The organism is Alloalcanivorax xenomutans, assembly GCF_900217905.1.
Classification (GTDB): domain Bacteria; phylum Pseudomonadota; class Gammaproteobacteria; order Pseudomonadales; family Alcanivoracaceae; genus Alloalcanivorax; species Alloalcanivorax xenomutans.
Genome location: NZ_OBMO01000009.1, coordinates 150,142 through 170,862, shown reverse-complemented (window position 1 = coordinate 170,862; position 20,721 = coordinate 150,142). Strand labels below are relative to the sequence as shown.

General features: G+C 60.6%; 19 protein-coding genes. 3 read left to right on the top strand and 16 right to left on the bottom strand.

Going from position 1 to position 20,721, the window contains the following annotated elements; genetic code table 11:
• Positions 1 to 6 precede the first annotated feature (6 nt).
• Complete coding sequence (locus CRO06_RS09150) at positions 7 to 570, bottom strand: gamma carbonic anhydrase family protein (protein ID WP_022996924.1); 564 nt, start codon at positions 568 to 570, stop codon at positions 7 to 9.
• Positions 571 to 943: 373 nt separating this feature from the next.
• Between CRO06_RS09150 and CRO06_RS09145 the strand changes: the two genes are divergently transcribed.
• Positions 944 to 2,182, top strand: a complete 1,239-nt coding sequence (locus CRO06_RS09145; RefSeq protein ID WP_097058291.1) for a dienelactone hydrolase family protein — start codon at positions 944 to 946, stop codon at positions 2,180 to 2,182.
• A 157-nt stretch (positions 2,183 to 2,339) separates the two neighbouring features.
• Here CRO06_RS09145 and CRO06_RS09140 read toward each other — a convergent pair whose 3' ends face one another.
• The 5 genes from CRO06_RS09140 to CRO06_RS09120 all read right to left on the bottom strand — a co-directional run bounded on the left by CRO06_RS09140 (position 2,340) and on the right by CRO06_RS09120 (position 7,524).
• Positions 2,340 to 2,762: a VOC family protein gene (locus CRO06_RS09140; protein WP_097058290.1), complete on the bottom strand. Its 423-nt coding sequence runs from the start codon at positions 2,760 to 2,762 to the stop codon at positions 2,340 to 2,342.
• A gap of 112 nt (positions 2,763 to 2,874) precedes the next feature.
• Positions 2,875 to 4,185 carry a TRAP transporter large permease gene (locus CRO06_RS09135; protein ID WP_097058289.1) on the bottom strand — a complete coding sequence of 437 codons (1,311 nt, stop codon included), beginning with the start codon at positions 4,183 to 4,185 and terminating at the stop codon, positions 2,875 to 2,877.
• Entirely contained in the window at positions 4,182 to 4,733 is a 552-nt protein-coding gene (locus CRO06_RS09130; protein WP_022996928.1) for a TRAP transporter small permease subunit, read from the bottom strand. Before CRO06_RS09130 ends, CRO06_RS09135 begins: the two co-directional genes overlap by 4 nt.
• An 85-nt stretch (positions 4,734 to 4,818) precedes the next feature.
• The gene (gene dctP, locus CRO06_RS09125; RefSeq protein WP_022996929.1) at positions 4,819 to 5,862 is read right to left on the bottom strand and encodes a TRAP transporter substrate-binding protein DctP; all 1,044 of its coding nucleotides are present in this window, start codon (positions 5,860 to 5,862) and stop codon (positions 4,819 to 4,821) included.
• Positions 5,863 to 6,063: 201 nt separating this feature from the next.
• Entirely contained in the window at positions 6,064 to 7,524 is a 1,461-nt protein-coding gene (locus tag CRO06_RS09120) for an amidase (RefSeq protein WP_097058288.1), read from the bottom strand.
• 177 nt (positions 7,525 to 7,701) lie between these two features.
• Here CRO06_RS09120 and CRO06_RS09115 point away from each other — a divergent pair, with 177 nt between their 5' ends.
• Positions 7,702 to 8,124 carry a VOC family protein gene (locus tag CRO06_RS09115; RefSeq protein ID WP_022996931.1) on the top strand — a complete coding sequence of 141 codons (423 nt, stop codon included), beginning with the start codon at positions 7,702 to 7,704 and terminating at the stop codon, positions 8,122 to 8,124.
• A gap of 114 nt (positions 8,125 to 8,238) precedes the next feature.
• Complete coding sequence (locus CRO06_RS09110) at positions 8,239 to 8,886, top strand: MBL fold metallo-hydrolase (protein WP_022996932.1); 648 nt, start codon at positions 8,239 to 8,241, stop codon at positions 8,884 to 8,886.
• Positions 8,887 to 8,919: 33 nt separating this feature from the next.
• Here the strand turns inward: CRO06_RS09110 and CRO06_RS09105 are convergent, their stop codons facing one another.
• The 10 genes from CRO06_RS09105 to CRO06_RS09060 all read right to left on the bottom strand — a co-directional run bounded on the left by CRO06_RS09105 (position 8,920) and on the right by CRO06_RS09060 (position 20,720).
• Positions 8,920 to 10,173, bottom strand: coding sequence for a hypothetical protein (locus tag CRO06_RS09105; protein ID WP_022996933.1), 1,254 nt, complete (start codon positions 10,171 to 10,173; stop codon positions 8,920 to 8,922).
• 1 nt (position 10,174) lies between these two features.
• The gene (locus CRO06_RS09100) at positions 10,175 to 10,828 is read right to left on the bottom strand and encodes an Abi-alpha family protein (protein ID WP_022996934.1); all 654 of its coding nucleotides are present in this window, start codon (positions 10,826 to 10,828) and stop codon (positions 10,175 to 10,177) included.
• A 155-nt stretch (positions 10,829 to 10,983) separates the two neighbouring features.
• Positions 10,984 to 12,204 carry a CaiB/BaiF CoA transferase family protein gene (locus CRO06_RS09095; protein ID WP_035450508.1) on the bottom strand — a complete coding sequence of 407 codons (1,221 nt, stop codon included), beginning with the start codon at positions 12,202 to 12,204 and terminating at the stop codon, positions 10,984 to 10,986.
• 27 nt (positions 12,205 to 12,231) lie between these two features.
• Positions 12,232 to 13,743, bottom strand: a complete 1,512-nt coding sequence (locus CRO06_RS09090) for a tripartite tricarboxylate transporter permease (RefSeq protein ID WP_097058287.1) — start codon at positions 13,741 to 13,743, stop codon at positions 12,232 to 12,234.
• 43 nt (positions 13,744 to 13,786) lie between these two features.
• Entirely contained in the window at positions 13,787 to 14,254 is a 468-nt protein-coding gene (locus CRO06_RS09085; protein WP_063142164.1) for a tripartite tricarboxylate transporter TctB family protein, read from the bottom strand.
• 2 nt (positions 14,255 to 14,256) lie between these two features.
• The gene (locus CRO06_RS09080; protein WP_097058286.1) at positions 14,257 to 15,222 is read right to left on the bottom strand and encodes a tripartite tricarboxylate transporter substrate binding protein; all 966 of its coding nucleotides are present in this window, start codon (positions 15,220 to 15,222) and stop codon (positions 14,257 to 14,259) included.
• A gap of 58 nt (positions 15,223 to 15,280) precedes the next feature.
• On the bottom strand, positions 15,281 to 16,243 hold the full coding sequence (locus CRO06_RS09075; RefSeq protein WP_097058285.1) for a Bug family tripartite tricarboxylate transporter substrate binding protein: 963 nt from the start codon (positions 16,241 to 16,243) through the stop codon (positions 15,281 to 15,283).
• Between the two features lie 37 nt (positions 16,244 to 16,280).
• Complete coding sequence (locus CRO06_RS09070) at positions 16,281 to 17,435, bottom strand: acyl-CoA dehydrogenase family protein (protein WP_022996940.1); 1,155 nt, start codon at positions 17,433 to 17,435, stop codon at positions 16,281 to 16,283.
• Positions 17,436 to 17,477: 42 nt separating this feature from the next.
• Entirely contained in the window at positions 17,478 to 18,518 is a 1,041-nt protein-coding gene (locus CRO06_RS09065) for an IclR family transcriptional regulator (RefSeq protein WP_244902805.1), read from the bottom strand.
• 204 nt (positions 18,519 to 18,722) lie between these two features.
• Entirely contained in the window at positions 18,723 to 20,720 is a 1,998-nt protein-coding gene (locus CRO06_RS09060) for a TRAP transporter permease (protein ID WP_097058284.1), read from the bottom strand.
• Between the last annotated feature and the right edge of the window lies 1 nt (position 20,721).

The window sequence follows — 20,721 nt, the reverse complement described above, 5'->3', positions numbered from 1 at the left end:
TTCCGGTTACCGTGCGTCTTCCGCCACTTCCCGGGCCAATCTCTGGAATAACGCCATGTCCTCCCAGGCGCGATGGTCGCCCTTGGCATAAGCGCGGGCATTGTGGTGATAGGCCAGGGCGTTGACCCGATTGGCGATGCGATTATCACGCTGGCGGCGCACTTCACCGGGAGAGCCCATGACAATCGAATTATCGGGAATCACGGTGCCTTCCTTGAGGAAGGTATGGCCGGCAATGATGCAGTTATCGCCGATCACGCAACCGTCCATGATGGTGCTGTTGATACCGATCAGACAGTTATCACCAATGGTGCAGCCATGCAGCGTCACATGGTGGGTAATGGAACAGTACTCACCCACCCGGGTACCACAGCCGCTGCCAATGTGAATCATGACGAAATCCTGAATGTTGCTGTAACGGCCGATGTGGATGTCATAGGCTTCCGCCCGCGCCGCCGCGTTGATCCACACCGATGCCCCTTCGGCGATGGTGATGTCGCCATACAGGTAAGCGGATTCGTGAACGTAGGCGCTGTCGTGAATGTTGGCGCGGGAATCGATGAACCCCATGGCTTGTTCTCCTTATGTGGATTGCGGTTTCATACTATTCGGAATTTCGTAACGTTCATGGGCCTGTTCACCCTATTTTCATCCCGCCTGTTGCGGCTAAAACGCCACCAATCCAGGCACGAGGAGAGAAGTTTGGTCATTCCAAATGAACGACGAGTAACGCGGAGTGGTGACGTTTTAGCCGCAACCCGAAGGGCTGGAGCCCTTTTTACCTCCCGCGTCGTTGTCGGTTGCTCATTTGGAATGACCAAACCGCGCGCCCTCCGCCTGGCTGGAGGCAAAAAGGGCATCCAGCAGACGGGATGAAAATAGGGTGAACAGGCCCTAGCATCATCAAAGGGGTCGGACAGGCCGGCCCGACAGGGAGCATAGCATGGGACAGTTCATTGATATCGAGGCCCGCGACGGCGGCCATTTCCGCGCCTATCTGGCCGTACCGGAAGGGGGCAAGGGGCCCGGGCTGGTGCTGGGTCAGGAGATTTTCGGTGTCAACGGCACCATGCGCGAGCTGGCGGAGTATTACGCCGAGGAAGGCTATGTCACCCTGGTTCCGGATTTGTTCTGGCGCATCGAACCCGGTATCGAACTGGGCTACACCGAACAGGATTTCGGTCGCGCTTTCGAACTGTTCCAGACCATTGATCTGGATCTGGCCATCGACGACATCGCCGCCACACTGGATGCCCTGCGGCAACGGCCGGAGGTGAGCGGAGACGGTTTGGGCTTCGTCGGCTATTGCCTGGGCGGCAAGCTGGCCTATCTGACCGCCTGCCGCACCGATGTGGCGTGCAGCGTCGGCTACTATGGAGTCGGTATCGAGAACCATCTGCAAGAGGCCGGGTCGATCCGGGGGCGGCTGGTGCTGCATTTCGCCGAGTTGGACGGCTTCTGCGACGACGCGGCCCGCAACCGCATCATCACCGCCCTGGGCGGCACCGTGTCACGCCTGGAAACCTTCGTCTATCCCGGAGTGGATCATGCCTTTGCCCGGCCCAAGGGCGACCACTATCACAAACCCTCCGCGCAGATGGCGCATGAACGCACCATCGCCGCCCTGAAAAGGGAGATCGGCCCCGAATACGATTTGTCCGCCCTGTGGGAAGAGCACGTGCGCTACGAATTCGAGGCGCGCGATGTCCCGGCGACCATGGCCACCATGGTGTCCGAACCCTATGTGAACCACATTCCCACCATGACCGGCGGCGTCGGTTATCAACAGCTGAGCCGCTTCTACCAGCACCACTTCGTCCACGGTAATCCCGAGGACATGATGCTGACACCGATCTCCCGCACCATCGGCGCCTGCCAGATCGTCGACGAGTTCGTGCTCAGCTTCACCCACGACCGGGAAATCGACTGGCTGCTGCCCGGCGTGGCCGCCACCGGCAGGAAAGTGGAAATCCCCATGCTCGGCGTGGTGCGCTTCCGTGGTGACAAGCTGTGCCACGAACACATCTATTGGGACCAGGCCAGTGTGCTGGTGCAGATCGGCCTGCTGGACCCGGAAGGCCTGCCGGTGGCCGGCGTGGAGACGGCCCGCAAGCTGCTGGATGAATCACTGCCTTCCAACACGCTGATGGCGCGCTGGAAGGAGAGCGAAGGCCGGGACTGAGCCACCGACCGATCGTGGCCCGTGAACCACTGCCTCCCCGCCATTGGCGATAGCAGTGGTTACACGCCCGTTCGCTGCCAAGGCAGCTTCCCACAGCGGCCTCGTAGTTTCTTTGCGGGAAGCGAGCTCGCTCGCGAAATCATGTCCGCAAGACCGACTATTCCGGGCAGCCGGCCTCCGGGCTCGGGCAGTTCACCATCCAGGGGATACCGAAACGGTCGGTGGCCATGCCGAAACGCAGCGCCCAGAACGTCGCTTCCATGGGCATGATCACGCTGCCGCCGCTACACAGCGCCGCGAAGACGTGCTCGGCCCGCTCCGGGTCATTTACCTCCAGCGACACCGACAGCCCCGTCGGCACCTGATACCGGTCCGAAGGGCTGTCCGAGCCCATCAGCACGGTGCCGTCCAGTTTTACGCAGCCGTGCATGATCCAGTCCTGTTTCGCCTCGGGCATGTCCTTACAGCCTTCAGGCCCGTACGGCAGCAGCGCCAGAATTTCGCCGTCCAGCAGATCAGCGTAGAACCGCAGCGCTTCCTCGCACTGTCCCTGGAAGAAAAGATAGGGATTTACGTTCACGGATGACTCTCCTTATGGGTTAACGTCACCAGAGAGTCGATCAGGAAGATGCGGATTCGACAAGCTCCCGGCTTTTCCTTGAAACGGATGCCGGGAGCTTGCCGGGAGCCCCCTAGAACAGGGCTTGGGGCAGGTAGGTGGCAATTTCCGGGAACATCATGATCAGGGCCAGGCCGATGATTTCCACGATCACGAACGGAATCACCGAGGAGTAGATATCACGCATACTGACATCCGGTGGCGCCACCCCTTTCAGATAGAAGAGGTTGAAGCCGAACGGCGGGGTCATATAGCCGATCTCCATGTTGATCACGAACAGGATGCCGAACCAGATCGGATCAAAACCCAGACTCTGTACGATTGGCATGAACACCGGCAGCGTGATCAGCATGATACCCACGGGATCCAGCACCATCGCCAGCAGGAACACGATCACCATCATGGAAATAATGATCGCCCAGGGACCGCCGGGGATCGACGTCATCAGCCCTTCGATCAACGCCTGGGCGCCCATGCTCTGGTAAGCGGCACTGAAGGCGTGGGCGGCGAACAGGATCCACATGATCATACCGGTAAGCTTGAAGGTGCGCAGAGCCGCTTCCCGCATCAGGCCCAGGGTCAGCTTACGGTAGACGATGGCGGAAAGCAGGGAACCAAACACGCCTACGGCGGCCGCTTCGGTAGGGGTGGTGATGCCCTTGATGATGGAGCCCAGCACCATCACCACGATCAGGATCGGCAGGATCACCGCCCGCAGCGCGCGCATCTTCTCCGCCATGTTGCCCCGTTCTTCCTTGGGCAAGGCCGGTGCCAGATTCGGCTGGAAGGCGCACCGCACGACGATGTACAGCACCGTCAGCACCATCAACAACAGGCCCGGCAACACCCCGGCGGCGAACATCTGACCCACGGAAACCCCGGTGATCAACGAATACAGGATCATCAGGATGCTGGGCGGAATCAGAATTCCCCAGCCGCCGCCGGTGTTGATCACCCCCAGCGCCAGCTTCTTGTCGTAACCGCGCTCCAGCATCGACGGCAGAGCAATGGTACCCATGGCCACCACCGCAGCGCCGCTGATACCACACATGGCCGCGAACAAGGCACAGATGCCGAGGGTACCGATGGCCAGACCGCCGCGCAGGCCACCCCACCACAGGTGCATCATATGATAGAGGTCCTTGGCCACCCCGGTTCGCTCCAGCACCATGGCCATGAACACGAATAGCGGGATCGCCACCAGGGTGGAACTTTCCATCGTGCCCCAGATCTGCGAGGCCACCATATAGAAAGCGTCGGCACCCCAGGTGAAATACAGGAACACCACCGAGACACCGCCCAGTACGAAAGTCAGCGGCACGCCCAGAAAGACGAAAAGCAGCAGGGTACCGAAGAACAGCAAGGTGAGCATTTCGATACTCATAGGTGGTCTTCCTCCTCGTCACCCAGAGTCTTGATCTCCGACGGATCGATCAAATTGAAGGCCACGCCCAGGTCCTGCAGCAACTTGGCCAGGCCCTGCAGCAGCAGCAACAAGGCCCCCAGCGGGATACAGGCCTTGATCGGCCAGATCGGCGGGTTCCAGGCGGAATAGGAGGTTTCCAGACCCTCGATCGATTCCAATGCCATGGAGCTGCCGAAATACAGCAGTGCCCCGACGAAAATAAAGAACACCGCGGAGGTGATCACATCCAGGCCGGCGCGCACCCGTACCGGCAACGCGGAATGGAACAGGTCCACGTTGACGTGGCCTTTATGCGCCATGACATAACCGCCGGCGAGCACGCCGTAGATCCCGAAGAGCATCTGCGTCAGCTCGTTGGTCCATACGGTGGGCGCACCGAACACGTAGCGGAGGAACACCTCCAGTATCAGGAACGCGAACATCGCGAACACCAGATAGGAAACCCAGCGGCCGACATGGTCGTTCAGCCAGGTGATCCCATTAATAAACGCTCGAACCGCGGACATGGGATTCCTCCAATAGGTCGAGAGAAGGGCGGGAACGAGAAAAGGGCGCCACGATGGGCGCCCTCATCATCCTGACGGTCATCCGTTACAGGTAACCGAGGTCCTTCAGGAAACCACGCAGTTCTTCCACGATGGCTTTCGCCTCGGGGCTGCGCTCGGCTTCTTTATCCCAAGTCTTTTGGGCGGTGGCGGTCAGGCGCTTTTGTACGTCGTCGGGCAGCGTGTTGATCTGCACGCCTTCGTCCCGCATTGCCGTGGCCAGGGAAACCCGCTCCTGGTACAGATACTCGTTGGTGCGCAGCCAGAACTGCTCTTCCAACGCGTCCTTGACGATTTTGGCCATGCCGTCCGGCAGTTTGTCCAGGGCTTTCTGGCTGACGATGAAGACGTCGGTGCCGGCGATGTTCAGAGCCGGTTTGACGTGGTACTTGGCCACCTCATACAGGCCCATGCTCTTCGCGCCCTGGGAGGCCCCCCAGTGAGCACCGTCCACCACGCCGGTGGACAACGACTGGTACAGCTCACCGCCGGGAATATAGGAGCCAGCGGCACCAGCCTCGGTGAGGAATTTCTGCAAAGCACCGGAAGAGCGGATCTTCAGCTTGGTGAAATCATCCCAGCTTTCCACCGGCTTCTTGAGCACCATTTCGGTGGGGTAGATCTTGTCGGTGGAGTAGTACACGCCGTACTTGGCGGCTTCCGCCCGCAGCTTGTCCTCGAACCCCATGTTTTTGTGGAAGTACACCGCTTCCCACACGTTGTGGAAGGCGAAGGGCAGACCGGAGGCAATGCCGCCCAGGCTCAGCTTGTCCTGGGCGTAACCCGGGGAGATGGTACCCATTTGAATGATGCCACGGCTGACCGCGTTGAAGGTCTCGTTGGGCTTGAACAGGGCGCCGGACTCAAACAATTGCAGTTGCAGACGGCCATCGGTGCGTTCTTCAAGCACCCGCTTGATGCGTTCCAGACTGTCCTTGTAGGAGCTGCTGGCACCAGGCCAGTGGGACTGAACCTTCCATTTGATGACATCGTCGGCGGAGGCCAGGGAGGGCAAAACAACGCTGGTCGCCACCGCCACCGCGGCGGCGGCCGTGACCAGATGCTTACGGAGTTGTGCTAATAGAACCATTCTAGTTCTCCTGCTTTTTCTTCTCGGGTGGTGAGCGCCACCGGTTTGGGTCAAAGCGACACCTATTTCGCATAGCGAAATAGGTGATCAAAATAATGAGATTCCGCGCAAATTTAACACAGGATCCCTCATCGCCATACCCACTTTTGTCTTATTTCGTTTCCACGACTACTGGGTCATTTTTAATGGAATCAGGCCGGTTTAGCCGCCCAAAGGCGGTTCTGGCAAGGCTTCCAGCCGTTCCTGCAGCAACCGGGCGAAACGCAGCACGGTACGATCCTCCAGGTAGGGGCCGATGATCTGCACGGCCAGCGGCAACCCCTCCGCGGAAACGCCGATGGGCAGCGTCGCCGCCGGCAAATAGACCGCCCCGGCCAACCCCACCCAGACCAGGATGTCCATATAAGGCTGATCCACTCCGTTCACGGTCAGCGTACGCTGATCCGGGCCCGGCGTCTGCCGGTGGCTGAACGGCAACGTCTGTACCACCGGACACAGCAACACGTCGTGGTCCTGGAAGAACTGACGCCATTGACGCCGCATCACCGTCCTCCGCTCATTGGCGCGCAGCCAGTCCGCATGGCTCTGAGTGGTGCCACGAGCGAAGCGGGCCCGGTAACCCTGATCATCCGGAGCGGCCTCGGCGGCCCCTTCTTCCATCTGCTGGTACAGCGACGGCGGCAACCCCACCCCCATGGTGCCGGCAAGCAACTGATAGTAAACATCGTATGCCTCGGACAGACCGATCCCCTCGGGCCGCGCCTCATGGTCCACCTCCACGCCCCATTGGCCCAATTGTCCGGTCAATTGCTCCAGGGCCTCGACGATACGCCGGTCCACCGGGCAACGGGGGTCATCCAGCCAGGCCGCCACCCGGAACGACTCGAGCTGCTGGTGGCGCGGTTCCGGCAGTTGCAAGCGCCAGCCGGTACCTTCGTCCTGATCCGGACCCGCCAGAATTTCCATGGCCAGTTCCAAGTCCTCCACGTGCCGTGACATCGGGCCGGCCACGGAGATGTCCCGGGTGGACAGGGCGCCTGGTGGTCCGGGGATATGACCACGGGTGGGAATCAGCCGCCAGCTCGGCTTCAGACCCGCCACACCGCAGAACGCCGCCGGGGTACGAATGGAGCCGCCGATATCACTGCCCAGTTCCAGCGGCGTCATGCCGGCGGCCAGCGCGGCGGCGGCACCGCCGGAGGAGCCGCCCGGAGTCAATTCCGGGTTCCACGGATTGTTGGTGGTGCCATAGATCTCGTTGAAGCTCTGCAGATCGCCGGCGTAGGCCGGTATGTTGGTCTTGCCGAACAGTACCGCGCCGGCGGCGCGCAACCGCTCAATGGCATCGGCGTCCTGCCGTGGAACATGTCCGGCCAGATCCGTCACCCCGGCGGTGGTGGGCCAGCCGGCCACTTCGAAGGTTTCCTTCACCGTCATTGGCACCCCGTGCAACGGACCCCAGTGTTCGCCCCGGGCCAGCGCCTCATCCGCCTCCCGTGCCCGCTGCCGCGCCTCGTCGAAGCGCCGCACCACCACCGCGTTAAGCGGCGGATCCAGCTTCTCCACACGGGCTATGAAGTATTCCAGCGCCTCACTGGAAGTCAGTTCGCCCTCACGGATACGCCGGGCCAGTTCGGTGGTGCTCAGACGATGCAACGCCATCACAGCTTCTCCCTATCATTTGTTATGGAATCTGGTTTCATTTTCATAATCGAACCCCCTCCATGCCGCCGGGTCAAGCGATGGCGCATCCCGACCTCTTCCCTGGAGCCCGCGGGGCCGCCGTGACAAAATGGGCGCCCTGCCTGCAAAAGTGTCCTGATTCACGGAGACCAGCCAATGAAATACCTGCACACCATGGTCCGCGTCACTGACCTGGATGCCTCCCTGCGTTTCTATTGCGAGGGACTGGGACTGAAGGAAGTCCGCCGCAAGGAAGTGCCCGCCGGGCGTTTCACCCTGGTGTTCCTCGCCGCGCCGGAAAGCCCGGAAGCGGAAGTCGAATTGACCTGGAATTGGGACCCGGAAGAGGACATGGGCTCGGCGCGCAACTTTGGCCACCTGGCCTTCCGGGTGGATGACATTTATGCGTTATGCCAACACCTCCAGGACATGGGCTACACCATCAACCGCCCGCCCCGGGACGGCCACATGGCGTTCGTCCGCTCACCGGACCTGATTTCGGTGGAATTGCTGCAAAAAGGCGATGCTCTGCCGGCACGGGAACCCTGGGCCTCCATGGAGAACACCGGCAGTTGGTAAGGACAGCTGGATACCGCTGACCCCAAGCAAGGTCACATCTTCAGCGCCGGGGGGTTGCCCTCCACCGTGGTTGAGGTCTTAGCATGGGCTCAACGCCAACCCTGGAGCGCCAAGATGAAACAGATCGCCGAGGACCTGTGGGAGACCGAGCCGGAACACCCTGCTCCCGGCTTGCAGACCCACGCCTACCTCTACGCCCATCCGGCGGGTAATGTGTTGTTTTACAACACCAGTCATGATGATGAGTTATCCGCTTTCGCCGATCACGGCGGCGTGCATCGCCAGTATCTGAGTCACCGCGACGAAGTCGGCGCCAGCCTGGCGGTGATCCGGACCCGTTTCAACAGTCAGTTGTGCGGGCATCGGAGCGAGCTGGAAGACATTGAAAAATACTGCCCGGTGGATGTGATACTGGCGCAACGGGAGCATCATCCGCGCGACATCGAAATCCTGCCCACCCCCGGGCACACTCCCGGCAGCACCTGTTTTCTGGTGCAATCCCCCACCGGCGACCGCTATCTCTTCACGGGTGACACTCTGTACTTCGATGAAGGCGGCCAGGGCCGCAACGGTTTCCTGCCTTCAATGAGCGACCACGAAGCCTTGATCAAGAGTTTGATTTTCCTGCGCACTCTGTCTCCGGACCTGGTGATCTCCAGCGCTTTCGGCGCTGGCGGCGGCTATCGCCGTTTCGAGGACGCGCAAAGCTGGCAAGACTGTGTGGACGAGGCACTGGCACCATTACGGGATGCGGTGGATTAGAGTCCCGGCGGGCCGTGGCGCGCTAACGGTCCGCTACCCCACAGGCATCACCGCGAAATGCAGCATGACATGGACCTGGACCTCCCCCACCAGGAAGCCCAGCAGAGCGCCCACCGCGATCAGAATCCACTCGTCCTGCTGGAAAGCCGGCCGCAACAGACCCTCGAATTCCTCTTCGGTCAGTTCCTGCATCTTGGTGACCAGCAGATTCTTCAGGTCCATGGCTTCCTGCGCATAAGCCTCCACATGACCAAGCGCCTCCGGCAACGCCGCCATGACCTTTTCCGCCACGGCTTTTTTCATCTGCTGGTAACGGCTGGTGCCCACCGCGAACACCACCAGGGGCTTGGCCAGCCCGGCCTGTTCGTCCAGGGTGCGTTGCACCTGGCGCTGAACCAGCGCGAACAGGCGGTCCGATAACGGTCCCTTGAGGATTTCCTCGATGATCGCCTGCGGGGTGACGATTTCCTGGGCCACCAGTTCGCCATAACGGGCCGCCACCTGCTTGCGACGGCGCAGAAACAACCCCTGCCATTCGAAAATACCGAAGTAGCGCACTGGCTGCTTCGGGTTGAAGATCATCTTCAGCGCCAGCCAATCGGTGAACCAGCCGGTGAACAGACCGAACAGGGGGATCACCCAGACGTTGTGGGTCAGCGCCCAGACCACCGCCTGAACACAGCCGATGGCGAAGCCAAAATAAATACCGGAGCGGGCAATGAACTTGAACTCCACATGGCCGGCCTCCAGGAACACCCGGTTGAGCAGTTCCTTGTCCCGCACCAGCGCGTTCACCACCATGTGCTTGAGATCGAACACCCGATGGATGTTGGATTTGATGTCTTCCATGATCTGTTCGACCATGTGCGGCGCTTCTTTCTGAATACGCTGGATCACCCGCCGCTTGATCCCTTCAGGCAGGGTTTCCCATAGGCCGGGCTGATATTCCGAAGCCACCTCCCGGGTAATGTCTTCCACCACGTCGATAAGCGGATCGCGGATTTCCGCCGCCACCCGTTGCGGGTCCAGACGGTCGAACACATCCTCCGGCTTCAACAGCCGCTCCATCATCAGATCACAAGCGATGCTGGCCATGGTGGCGGCCCGGCGCGGCACGATCCCCTGCCAGCCCAGCAACGGCGGTTTACCGACGAACTCCAGCGGCTGGAACATCATACGAATCGCCACCAGCTTGGTGACATAGCCGATCAAGGCCGCCACCACCGGCATGGAGAGATAGAGAATCCAGTTGGCGCGTACGTCGGCAAGGATCAGGGACCAATCCATCTCACCTTTCCTCCTCACCCAGTTGCATCACCGCATCCCAGAGGCGCTGGCCCGCGGGGCTGATCACCAGAGTCTCGCGACAGCTCCTCAGCGGCGGCCGCTCCCCGTCCCAGCGGCGCAGGGCTTCCCGGAACGTGGCATCGCCCTCGCACAGCTCGTAATCCATTCGCAGCGACGCCCGTTCCGGCAACGCCGCCGCCAGACCATTATTGATCAGACGGGCCAGATACAGCGGCACGTATTCCTGAGCGTACACGCCGGCACTGCGGCCGATACTGGAATAGCGGTGCAGCGCTTCCCCGCTGTCACGCCAGCGGGCGCGGCGCAGGGTCAGCATTGGATAACCGGAACCGTCGGACAGCGCCGCCAGCAGACGCCATTCATCGGAAACCAGATGGCCGGCGAGGCCCTGGACGATCTCCAGCTCAAGGGTGCCGGTATCCTGCTCCAGGCTGACGGCCAGGCGGTTCTGGAACGATTCGGCATGACGGGAGGCCCCGGGATCCAGGGCATCCATCCGCTCCCTGAGACCACGAAGCACCTCTTCTTCCACATGCTGAAAACGGGCTTCGGCACGGCGTACCGGCGGCAGGCGCCGCAGTATCGCCAATACGCGGGCCCCCACCGGGGGCTGAGGCTCGGACCGGTTAGGCAAGTTGCTGCATCCTTATTCTTGTCGTGATTCTTCGGATTCGCCGGCCCCTGGCTGACGGGGAACCGGCTCGGTTATGGATTCAGCAATACCCAATTCACCGGAGGCTGTCCACAGCAGACGCGTGACAGCACGTTGCTTTTATTATGCGGCCCATATCATGCCGAGCCGCCAGCCGCGATCACGTTCCTGTCCAGAAGCGCCTGGCATTGTTCCGGCGTAAAACCGATCTGCGCCAGAACCTCCAGGGTATGTTCCCCCAGTTCGGGCAACGTATAGGGTTTCTCCATCTCACCGGCGTCGGCGAAAGTGAAAGGCAGCCCGGGGATCTCCACCTCCTGGCCCCGGCCGTCGTTCACACGCTTGAAGATACCGGTCGCCTGGACATCGGCACTGGCCCGGACCTGACGGTAATCCCGCACCACCCCACAGACCACACCGAACTTCTCCAGTTGGGCACGCGCCTCTTCACCTTTGTAGTCACCCAGAGCGGTACTCAGAATATCGATCATCGCCGGCCGGTTTCTGACACGGTCGTTGCTGGTGGCGAAACGCTCGTCCCGGGCCAGGTCCGGCAGCTCCACGGCACGGCACAGCCGTTGCCAGTGATCCTCCATATAGGCGGAGATGACAATGTAACCGTCCTGCACGGCGATCAGATCCGCCGCTGGCGCCACCAGTGGCTGAGCATTGCCGGCCCTCTGCGGCAAACTGCCGGAGCAGGCGTACTCCGCCCAGATCTGTGACTGCAATCCGATTGCCGTGGCCAGCAGGGAGGCTTCGATGGTTTCTCCTTCGCCGGTCCGGGCAAAACGGAACAAGGCGGCGAGCACGGCGTTGGCGGTGGCCGTGGCGGTGGCCGCGTCGACCACGGCGAACCCGGTTTTCAGCGGTGTGCCTCCCGGCTCACCGGTCAGCGACATCATGCCGCTTTCCGCCTGCGCGGCGATATCCAGCCCGGGGCGCTCCCGGGAAGGGCCGCCAGTGCCGAATCCGGAAATGGAAGCGTAGATCAGGCCCGGCTTTTCAGCGCGCAGAGTGGCCGCGTCCAGACCGATACTTTCCATCACGCCCACACGAGTGTTTTGCACCACCACATCGGCCCGCAGGGCCAGCTTGCGGGCGATTTCCACGCCTTCGGGGTTGCGCAGATCCAGGGTTATGGATTTCTTGCCACGGTTATAGGCCATGAACATGCCACTGCGATAACCGCTTTTCTCACTGACACCGAACTTCCGGCTGTTATCGCCGTTGAAGCTTTCAATCTTGATCACGTCGGCGCCCAGATCCGCCAGAATCTGGGTGGCGCCGGGGCCCGCGATGAACTGGCCGAACTCCACCACCCGGACACCATCCAGCGCTTTTTTATTCTCCGTCATAGCCATTATTCTCCCTGTACTTCCTGATTAATTCGAATTAGTTGACGGCTGCCCCTTCCGCCGTTGCAGCACACGCCGCTGAATAAGCCGGATCGCAGGCCACAGCAGAAACAGCGTGGTCAAAGCAAACAGCACCGCGGCAATCGGGCTGGCGGCGAAAGCGACGAAACTGCCCTGATTCAGAATCAGGCCTTGCCGCAGGCTTTGTTCGATCATTGGGCTCAGCACGAACCCGATCACCATCGGCGCCAGGGGAAAACCGTTGTAGCGCAGCAGCAAACCGGCAATACCCGCGATCAACACCACCAGCAAATCAAAAGGGTTGGCGTTGATGCTGTAGGTGCCGGTGGCGACCAACGCCACCACGCAGGCCATCAACAGCGGCTCGGGGAGACGCAGGATCCGCGAAAATAACGGCGACATCAGCATCCCGCCGAGAAACATGCAGATGTTCGCCACGAACAGCATCATGAAGATGAACAGCACCAGCGACTGATTCTCGAGGAACAACCGGGGGCCCGGTGTGACCCCCTGCAGCACCAGGGCACCAAGCATCACCGCGGTGATCGGATCACCGGGCACGCCGAGAGACAAGGTCGGCACCATGGCCCCTGAGCTGACCGCGTTATTGGCCGCCTCGGAAGCAATCAAACCATCCGGCTCACCGGTGCCAAACTTGTCCTTGTTCGGAGAACTTCGCTTGGCTTCCGCATAGCTGACCATGGAAGCGGAGGCGGCGCCGACGCCCGGCAGCGTACCAATCCAGGTTCCGATCAGTGATGACTTGATCAGCACCGAGGCACGCTGGCGCAGATCCAGCAGTGTCGGCAGTTGGAAGGCGGAGCGGATAACCGGCCCGATTTCCTCCTTTTTTTCCGCCGCTCGCCAGAACACCTCGGACAAAGCGAACAACCCAACCAGAAACGGCACCAGGCCGATACCGGCGGAGAGATCGAAGACACCAAAGTCGTAACGCAAATAGCCGGTCACGGGGTCCTGCCCCACCACCGCCACGAACAAGCCCAGCAGACCGGCGAGCAATCCCTTCACCAGGTTGTCCCGTGACACCGTCACGATGCAGGTCAACGCGAACAGGCCCAGCGCGAAATACTCCACCGGCCCGAAGCGAATGCCGATCTTCGCCAGCAACGGCGAGGCCACCGCCAGAATGATGGTGGCCAGGATGCCACCAAAGGCCGACGCCGTGGTCGACCAGCCCAGCGCCAACCCGGCATCGCCACGCCGCGCCATGGGAAAGCCATCCAGCACCGTTGCCGCGGACTGCGGCGTACCGGGTGTATTGATGAGAATCGCGGATAGCGAGCCGCCGTAGATCGATCCACAGTAAATGCCAAGCAGCAACGCGATACTGGCACCTTGCCCCAGGACGAAGGTCAATGGCAGGGCCATGGTGATCGCGAGTAACGACCCCAGGCCGGGCAAGGCGCCGATGATGATACCCACCAGCGTACCCGCCACCACGGCCAACAGGGCATCCATCGAGGTGAGCATACTGAGGGCGCTTAAAAAGGCATCCATTTCGATAGCCTCCGGTTATCCGGTATGTATTTTTTTGGAAAAATTATTGGAACAGTGAACTCAAGGAAGGCAACGCTGGCCCCGGGGGCGTCCGATTCAACAAATCGGCGAAGCCGTACCAGATCATCGCGGTGAACAATACCGAGATAACCACCAGCCATAGTGGGCGCCGGAACCCCAGCACCCCGCTCATCACCAACATCAGAGCCAGGGTGCTGGGCACGAAGCCCAGCGCCTCATAGGCCAGCAGGTAAGCACCGCTGATCATCGCCGTTGCCGCCAAGGCCCGCCACTGAATGCTCGAGGGCGGCGTCCCGGAACGCCCCAACGCGCTTTTCACCAGCAGCCACACCGAACACACGCCGATCAAGACCAGCAGCACCTTCGGATACCAGAACGGATCATTGGCCACCTGCTGCACGCTGTCGTCGCCACCGCCGGCGAAATACACCGCCAATGCCGCGACCAGCACGGCAACGCCATAGCCAGCGTCAAGGACACGTGCTTTCATAATTACCGGCCTCCGCCTTTTTTGATCACATCATTGATCAAGCGGCCATTCACCTCGGACGTATGCTCCACCAATTGACGGAACTCATCCGGGCCCTGATAGCGAGCCTCGAAGCCGACACGGGCCAGTACCTTTTTCAGCTCTTCGGCTTCAGTGGCCTGCTCACAGCCCTTTACCAACTTCTGTTTAATGTCCTGCGGCAGCCCTTTGGGGGCGACCAGGCCGCCGGAAACGGAAGCGGTCATGTTGTGGCCCTGTTCCATCACGGTCTTGATACCGGGCAGGGAAGCCATGGGTTCATCACTGAATACCGCCACCGCATCAAGATTGCGGTCGGTAACCGTGTTCGGCATCGCCATATACAGATCCACATGTCCACCCATCAACGCGGTCAAACCCGGGCCGTCGCCGGCAAAGGGAACGTGGGTCAGCTCGATACCCGCCACCTGCTGGAATCTGAGCATGTCCAGGTGCGGCAAAGTGCCCGGCCCGGGGCTGCCAAAGGACAACTTGCCGGGATGGGCCTTGGCGTAATCGATCACCTCATTCAGAGTGTTGAACGGCGAATCCGGTTTCACTACCAGGACTTCAGGGCCGTAGTAGAACTGGCACAAGTAGTCAAACGATTCCGTGTTGTAGGGCGTGCGATGCATGTGAGGCTGATTGGCGATGGTGCCTATTGGTGCCACGCCGATGGTGTAGCCGTCCGTCCGGGCCCGAGCCAGAGCGCTGATGCCGACGCTGCCACCACCACCGGAACGGTTATCGACAACCACGTTGACACCAAGATGATCGGCAAGGGCATTGGCGAGAGCCCGACCGGCCAAATCACTACTGCCACCGGCGGGATACGGCACGATTTCCGTTATTGGTCTGGTGGGAAAATCCTCCGCCAACGCCAATGGGGACACCAGCAGAGACGGCAGAGCGGCGGTCAGAGCAAGAGACAATAGTTTTGTTATCTTCATGTTGTTCTCCTGAATATCAGATAAGCGCGGTTTGGCCCCGATTGCCGGAGCCATCGGATTACTGTTGTTTCTTGAGCACCTTATCGATCAACCGTCCGTTGGTTTCCGAGATGCGGTTTACTTGCTTGAGAAAGTCACCTGAGCCCAGATAGGCAGCCTGGGTCCCCAGTCGCCCCAGGACCTGATCAAGGCGCTCGGACTCCGTGGCTTTTTGGCAGGCTTTTTCCAGCGTATTTCGGGCCTCGTCGGGGATGCCCGTGGGTGCGATCACCCCACCCCACCAGGACGCGGTCAAGTCGTAGCCCTGACTTATCGCCGTTTCCACGCCGGGCAGAGTGTCCAAGGGCGCCTCACTGAAAATGCCAATGGCCTTCAGTTCCCGATCGGCGATCACATTGGACATGGTCATGTACATGTCCACGTGCCCGCCCATCAAAGCGGTGACACCGGGGCCGTCGCCGGCGAACGGGACATGAGTGACTTTTACCCCGGCCTTCTCCAGGAACTGCTCCATGGACAGATTTGGCAGAGACCCCGGACCGGGGCTGCCATAGGTAAGCTCTCCGGGATGCGCCTTGGCGTAAGCCACCATCTCATCAAGGCTGGAGAATGGCGATTGCGGCTTTACCGCCAGCGCCTGCGGGCTCAGAAAGAACTGGCAAATATAGTCAAAAGAATCGAGGTTATAAGGCGTGCGCCGCATATGCGGCTGATTCACCAGCGGAGCGGCCGGGACCACGCCGATGGTATAGCCATCATTGCGCGCACGAGCCAGGGCGGCCATCCCTACCGTGCCGGCTCCGCCGGCGCGATTGTCCACCACCACATTGGTGCCAAGAGAATCGGTCAGTTCCCTGGCGATGGCGCGGGCCATCAGGTCGGTGCTACCACCAGCGGGAAACGGCACCATGGCGGTGAGGGGACGCTCTGGATAGTCGGCCGCCTGAGACAACGATGCCACCGCCATAATCAGGGCGGGGACGATCAGTTTCAGGATTCGACGCGTGATTGTTGTAAGCATGTCGTCTTTCCTTCCGGGTTAGTGAATGTCAAAGGTTTCAGCAAGCCGCGCGCAGGGTCAGCTTGGCGATATTCAGTTGATGGATCTGGCTGGTGCCTTCATACAGGCGGAACAGACGAGCATCCCGGTAGAGCCTTTCGATGCAGCTGTAGTCGGCCACGTAACCGGCACCGCCGAAAATCTGTACCGCCTTGTCCGCCACCCGACCACACATCTCCGACGCGAAGTATTTACACATGGACGCTTCCAGCTTTATATCTTCTCCCTGATCCCGCTTACGGGCGGTCTCCAGAATCAAAGCGCGGGCCGCGTGGATCTCCGTCTGGATGTCGGCGATCATTGCCTGCACCAATTGAAAATCCGCGATCGGCTGACCGAATTGGCGACGCTTCAGTGCATGGGCCAGAGCCTCGTCACGCATACGCATGGCCGGCCCGGTACACAAGGCACTCAGATGCAGACGTTGTTTGTTCAGCACCTTCATGGCGGTGACGAACCCCTTGCCTTCCACCCCGCCGATCAGATTGGCCGCGGGCACCCGGCAATCCTGGAAATACACTTCCGATACCGGTGATCCGGCCTGGCCCATTTTTTTGTACGGATTACCCACACTCAGGCCCGGCGTGTCTCCCTCGACAATAAAAGCGCTGATGCCTTTGGCGGACAGATCTTCTGGATCGGTTCGCGCCATCACCGTGAACAACCCGGCAATGGGAGCATTGGTAATAAAACACTTGGAACCATTAAGGATGTACTCGTCACCGTCCCGCACCGCGCGAGTGCGCAAGGCCGTGGCCTGGGACCCGGCTTCCGGTTCGGTCAGCGCGAAACAGCCGGTTACCTCACCGCTCGCCAGCGATGGCAGATAACGGGCCTTTTGCTCTTCCGTGCCGTCGGCTACCAGCGCCTCCGAGCCGATTCCTGTGTTGGTCCCGACCCGGGCACGGAAAGCGGTGGCGCATTGGGATAACTCCATCGCCGCCAGCACCAGCTCCTCGGCAGTCAGGCCCGCGCCACCAAACTGTTCGGGAATGCTCCAGCCAAAAAAACCCAGATCGCGCATCTGCTCGACCAGTTCCTCTGGAATCTGGTCCTCGGCTTCCACGCGAGCCTCGGCCGGCATGGCCACTTCCTTCACCCAGCGACGGATTTCATTCAGGAAGATCTGGAAGCTCTCCGGATCACGAATCATCTTGTTCTCCTTATGCCGGTCGCCCGGCCATTCACTTTTGGTCTAGGGCCTGTTCACACTATTTTCATCGCGTCTGCTGGATGCCCTTTCTGCCTCCAGCGAGGCGGAGGGCGCGCTTTGCCGTTGGGCCGTGGCAACCCGCAACAGATTTAGCTCCTTCACCAGCTTCTCGCCGAGACCATGCAACTCACCGTCGGAAGTGCGGAAGCTGGGCATCATCAGACCCAGCACAGCGATTGGATAACCGTCTTCGCGCAGTACTGGCACGGCCACCGCGCTGGCGCCTTCCACCCGTTCACCGTTGGAAATGGCATAGCCCCTACGGTGAATGGACTTGAGTTCTTTCCGTAAAGCACCGGTCCTGGGGATATAGCGGGTCAACGCGGTGATCCGGTGGTTCCTGATCAGCGCTTCCGCTTCGGATTCCGGCAGAAATGCCATCATCGCCTTACCCGCGGCACCGAGATAAAGCGGAACGGTGGTCCCTATATCCAGCGCATAGCGGACCGGATGGGGGCTGGGCAGCACGGAGGTGACAACCTGGCTGTCACCGGCGCGATGGAACAGGGACACGGTTTCCCTGGTGTCGACATGGAGCCGCTCCATCAGCGGACGGACGCGTGACAACACATCGTCGCTATTCAGAAAAGGCCGGCTCAACGCCATCACCGTATGGGACAGATGCCATTGATCGCTGCCGTCTTCCTGGCGGATCCAACCTTTTTCTCTCAGCGGAATCAAAATCTCTTCGGTCACTCTCGGATCCAGCCCCACCCGCCGCGCCAGCTGCTCCGCCGGCGCCCCTCCGGGCACGTTTTCGGCTGCCGCCAGCAGCAAATCCACCGCCCGGGACACCGCCCCTGCTCCGGTGGAACGTCCGGTGTAGCTGTATCGCTTATCCTCCGGTCGGCGGTAGAGATAGCCCCTGTTCTCAAGGGTGTGCAGGATTCGATAAACAATGGCGGTCGCTTCCCCCAGGACCTCGGCGATCTCCGTCAGAGACATCGGATTGGAAGTCCGCTCCAGCAGCTCCAGAACATCCAGGGCCCGGGCCAGTGTTTGTAGTTGGTAGCTGTTCGCCATTTTTCTTTCTCCGAAAGTCTTTTCTATTTAAGAAAAACAACGGCACGGCGTCAAGCTTCGTGACCCATTAGTCCGAAACCACGAAACGAGAAAAGAAATAAAATGCACATCGGCGAAACGCCGGCTTTCAGCGGGTCACTGATGGCGACAGAATGAGAACAGAGGAGGAATCACCGGGCCGGAAGGCCCGGTGAGGGGCACCGCTTAAGCCCCGTGAGGGCGTGCCCGCTGTACGTTGCGGACCAGAAGCCAGGCGACAATCAGCGCCGGCAGAGTGAGGGCGAGACTGAGCATGAATAATTCACCATGATCCAGCGGCATGGCGCCCCCGCCAGGGATAGCGAAGGCCAGACCACCGATGACCAGCATCACCCGGATCGGCCATTGCAACGCCCGGTGCACGGTCAGGTCTCCAATGCCGATCAGATAGCCCTGCATGGCACCGGCGATCAGCACCACACCCACCAACGCCTGGCATAGCACAATCACGATATCCTGCCACTGGCCCTGCAGAATCAGCGCCGGATTGAGCACGAACAGGAACGGGATGAAGTAAATCACGCTACCCAGCCGCATCGCCTTCAAGCCGGTTTCCATCGGCCTCGCACCGGCCACGGTGGCGGCGGCGAAAGCGCCCAAAGCCACCGGTGGCGTGATGAAACTGAGCATGCCCCAATAGAGAATGAACAGGTGCACCGCCAGTGGGTTCATACCACCGCCCTGCACCAGAGCCGGGGCCAATGCCACCGCCAGGAAGATATATGCGGCGGTCACCGTCATGCCGATACCGAGAATAAAGCTGGTAACCGCCCCCATGATCAACAATACCAGCGGATTACCGCCGGCGATGTAGATCAGATCGTTGGCGATGGTGCCGGACAGGCCGGTTACCGACAACGCGCCCACCAACAGCCCGACCCCGGCCAGGATCGTGATCAGTTCGGCGAACAACTTGCCGGCGCTGGAAAAGAAGTCCTTGCACTCGGCCCAGCCCCAGCGGTGATACGGCAGGATCTGGTTGATGACCAGCAACAGCGCGGTGGCATAGAACGGTGCGACAGCCTCACGGCGCAAGTAGAACAGCATCCAAATCAGCAGTACGAAGACAAAGATGAAATACCATCCTTCCTTCAAGGTCTGGCGCAAAGACGGCAGCTCTTCCTGGGGCAATCCCTTCAACTGATATTTCGCGGCGTAAGCGTCGATCTGCACGAACAGGCCCAGATAAAACAGCAGCGACGGCACCACCGCCGCCAGCGCGATGGTGGCATAGGGAATATTCAGGAAGCTGGCCATCACGAACGCCGTGGCCCCCATCACCGGAGGCATCAACACCCCACCAGTCGATGCGCACGCCTCAACGCCCGCCGCATAGGAGCGGCCAATGCCAACCCGGCGCATGGCCGGGATGGTCAGCACGCCGGTGGTGAGCACATTGGTGATCACACTGCCGCTCATCGATCCCATCAGACCACTGGAAAAAATCGACACCTTGGCCGGACCACCACGAACATGGCCAAGCAGAGCGAAAGCCAGATTAATGAAGAACTTGCCGCCACCGGTCTTTTGCAACGCGACACCGAACAGCAAGAAGCCGATCACCAGGTTGGCGAACGCCTGCAAGGGAATCCCCAACATGCTTTCCCGGCTCATGGCGTGGTAGATCGCGGTCTGATCCGGTGACGATGGAAAGCCCTGAATCGGGCCCGGCATCTTGTCCGCCACTATCGGGTAGACACTGGCGAGACCACATATCAAGGCCAGCGGCCAGCCACCGGCGCGCCGCACCGCCTCCACCACAATCGCCCAGAGCAGGAAACTCATCACCATGGCGGTTTGCGGTGCCGCGTATTCCCAGCCGTTGTCGAGAATCCGCTCCGCGTTGTAGACGAAGTATCCACAGACCGCCAACGCCAGCAAAAACAGCAGCACGTCATACCAGGGGACACGCTTGGAGGCGATGCCGGTTTTGATCGGCCAAAGGATAAAGACCAGAGGTAACATCAACGCCACCACGGTGTAGAGAAACTGGCTCTCCAGCGCGGTGACCAATTTGAAAAACCCGAGATTAAGCACGTAATCCAGGGTCAGAAGAGTCAGAACCAGGGTGACCAGCCGCGGCAGCCAGGGCCACAGCCCCGGCAAGTCCCGCACACCGGATACCTGGCCCTTTGAGGGTTCGGTTTCCGCTTCGAATTTCACC